General features: G+C 61.1%; 3 protein-coding genes. All 3 read right to left on the bottom strand.

Annotated features, from left to right (window positions below; translation table 11 throughout):
* The coding region (locus AC1DH9_RS26485; RefSeq protein WP_477809092.1) for an aminopeptidase P family N-terminal domain-containing protein at positions 1–1,030 on the bottom strand (1,030 nt) is incomplete at its 3' end.
* A gap of 58 nt (positions 1,031–1,088) precedes the next feature.
* Positions 1,089–2,258, bottom strand: coding sequence for an aminotransferase class V-fold PLP-dependent enzyme (locus tag AC1DH9_RS26480; RefSeq protein WP_427543628.1), 1,170 nt, complete (start codon positions 2,256–2,258; stop codon positions 1,089–1,091).
* A gap of 196 nt (positions 2,259–2,454) precedes the next feature.
* The coding region (locus AC1DH9_RS26475) for a LysE family translocator (protein ID WP_477809091.1) at positions 2,455–2,851 on the bottom strand (397 nt) is incomplete at its 5' end.

The following is a 2,851-nucleotide window of genomic DNA, read 5'->3' as shown; positions in this document are numbered from 1 at the left end:
GTTCACGACCGAGGGCACTGTCCAGCCAGGTGAAAAACTCGCACAGTGCTGCGCCGTCCTGCTCCATGGCCTGACGGATATGTTCGGCATCGGCGAGGCTTTTCTGCGACTTGGCGAGGGTCGTCGGGTTCAGCCCTTCAATCAGCTTCACGCCGCTACCGAGGTTATTCAGCAAACCGCTAGTCACCCGTGCTGGATCGACTTGCAGGCTGGCGCCATTTGGCACGGCAGCCAGCGCCGAGGCCACTTCGCTGTAGTCGCGCAGGGTGACGCCGTCCTGCTCGAGGATCGCGCGCAATGGCGCATCGACCTTGCTCAGTGCGACAAACAGGGTTGCCTGCTGCTGACCGATCAGGGCGAAGGACACGAATACCGGGTTGAACGACACATCACCGCCGCGCAGGTTGAACAGCCAGGCGATGTCATCGAGGGTGGCGATGAAGTGCCAATCGGCACCACGCGCTTTCAGGCTTTCACGCAGCTTGGCGAGTTTTTCGCCACGACTGACGGTGGCCTGCGGCGGCAAGTGCTGATAGATCGGTTGGTTCGGCAGGCTTGGGCGATCGCTCCAGACTTCGTTCAACAGATCGATATCGGTGCGCAGCCGAGCGCCCCGCTCCTCAAGCTTGCTGCTCAGTGAGCGTGCCGACGCCACTGCCATCACCGCACCATCGACCGCAACCACACCCCCTTCCGGAGTTTGTTCGGCCAGCCAGTCCAGCGGGCCGGGTTGACCAGGCTGCAGTTTTACCAACTCGATGCCGCTGCCCTTGAGCTCCTTGGTCGCCTGTTCCCAGTAGCGACTGTCGGCCCAAACGCCCGCGAAGTCCTGGGTGACGATCAACGTGCCGACCGAGCCATGAAAGCCCGACAACCATTGCCGCCCCTGCCAGTAACCCGGCAGGTACTCCGACAAATGCGGATCGGCCGACGGCACCAGCAGGGCGTGGATGCCTTCCCGGCTCATCAGCTCGCGGGTATGCGCCAGGCGCTGGGGAACCGTTCCATGGGTCAAAGGCTGCGTACTCATCATGTCTCCTGCTAACCACTTTAATTTTGTTATAGGGCGCTGACTTTTAGTCTGCGCATCAGGATTGGGCGGTAGCCCAGAACGCCGGTGCACTGGCGGTTGCTGCTTTAATCAATTGTGCGGCCTGATCGATGTCCTGCTCGGTGGTGAAACGCCCAAGACTCAAGCGAATGGTCCGACCCGCTGCCCGCACGTCGTGCCCCAGGGCCAGCAGCACATGGGACGGCGCATTGCTCGCAGAGTTGCAGGCCGACGTCGCCGAAAAGGCGATCGAAGCACTCAAGGCCTGGGAATTGAACTCGCCCTCATTGAAGGTCAGGCTCAGGGTATGGGGAATGCGTTGGGTCGGGCTGCCGTTCAAGCGTAGACCGGCAATACCGCTGAGCTGCCCAAGCAAGCGCTCGCGCAGACGGGCGATAATCGCCGCCTCTTCAGCAAAGTGTTCAGCCGCCAGCGCAAAGGCTGCGCCCATGGCTGCGATCTGATGAGTGGCCAGGGTCCCGGAGCGTAAACCGCCCTCGTGTCCACCACCATGGATCTGCGCCTGCAAGCGCTGCTGGGCACGCGGGCCGACGTAGAGCGCACCGATCCCCTTGGGACCGTAGATCTTGTGTGCGGAAAACGACATCAGGTCCACCGGCCATTGGGCCAGATCAATCGCTACCTTGCCCGCGCCCTGCGCGGCGTCGACGTGAAACAGCGCGCCGTGCTCACGCACCCGCTGACCGATGGCCGGGATGTCGTTGACGGTACCGAGTTCGTTGTTGACCAGCATCAGCGACACCAGAAAGGTGTCTTCGCGCAACGCCTCGCTGACCGCTTGGGCAGTGATCAGGCCTTCGGCATCCGGCAGCAGATACGTCACGGCGACCCCGGCATCCTGCAATTGCCTGGCGGTATCGAGGATCGCCTTGTGCTCGATCTGGCTGGTGATGATGTGCCCGCCGGACTGGCCGCGGGCCTGGGCCACGCCTTTGAGGGCGAGGTTGTTGGATTCGGTGGCGCCGGAAGTCCAGACGATCTGCTGCGCTTGCGCTCCCACCAGATCAGCGACTTGCTGGCGCGCCTGCTCGACCGAACGCCTGGCCTGCTGGCCATAAGCGTGGGAGCTGGAGGCCGGATTGCCGAAGTTACCGCTGAACCCCAGACAGTCGACCATCACCTGAATGACCCGCTCATCCACCGGAGTGGTGGCGGCGTAATCAAAATACAAAGGACGCTTATTCATAAAAAAGACTCGCAGAGCTTGTTCCGGGATCAGGTGTATTCGCTGAAAGCGCCGCACTGGAGGTGGTGTTAAAACTGCGGGAAATCAGCAATACCTGATCGGATGCCGTTAAAGAAGTACGACTTCATTTCAAAGTGCGTAGGAACGCTCCTGAAGTCGAGCTTAACAGGCATCGGACACCGGGTTGAAGCGCAAGTCAGCTAAAGCTTTCGTGCAGCATCGGATACAGCGAAGCGACCAGCAGCAGGGCCATGCCCCAGTTGAAGACCCGCAACCAGCGCCGATCACGCAGGACATTGCGCAACAGGCTGCCGCAAGCCGCCCAGACACTGACGCTCGGCAGGTTGATAATGGCGAATACTGCAGCGATGACGATCACATTGGTGAAATAGCCCTGCAGCGGTGTGTAGGTGCTGATTGCACCAATTGCCATGATCCAGGCCTTGGGGTTGACCCACTGAAACGCCGCCGCGCCCCAGTAGCTGATAGGCTTGGCGTGACCTTGTTCGGCTTCGGGGGCAGGACCCGAATGGGCGATTTTCCACGCCAGGTACAGCAGATAGGCCACGCCGACATAGCGCAGCACGCTATAC

Source organism: Pseudomonas sp. 05T35, assembly GCF_056396605.1.
The sequence above is the reverse complement of the archived record's forward strand: the minus strand, read 5'-3'. Positions and strand labels throughout refer to the sequence as shown.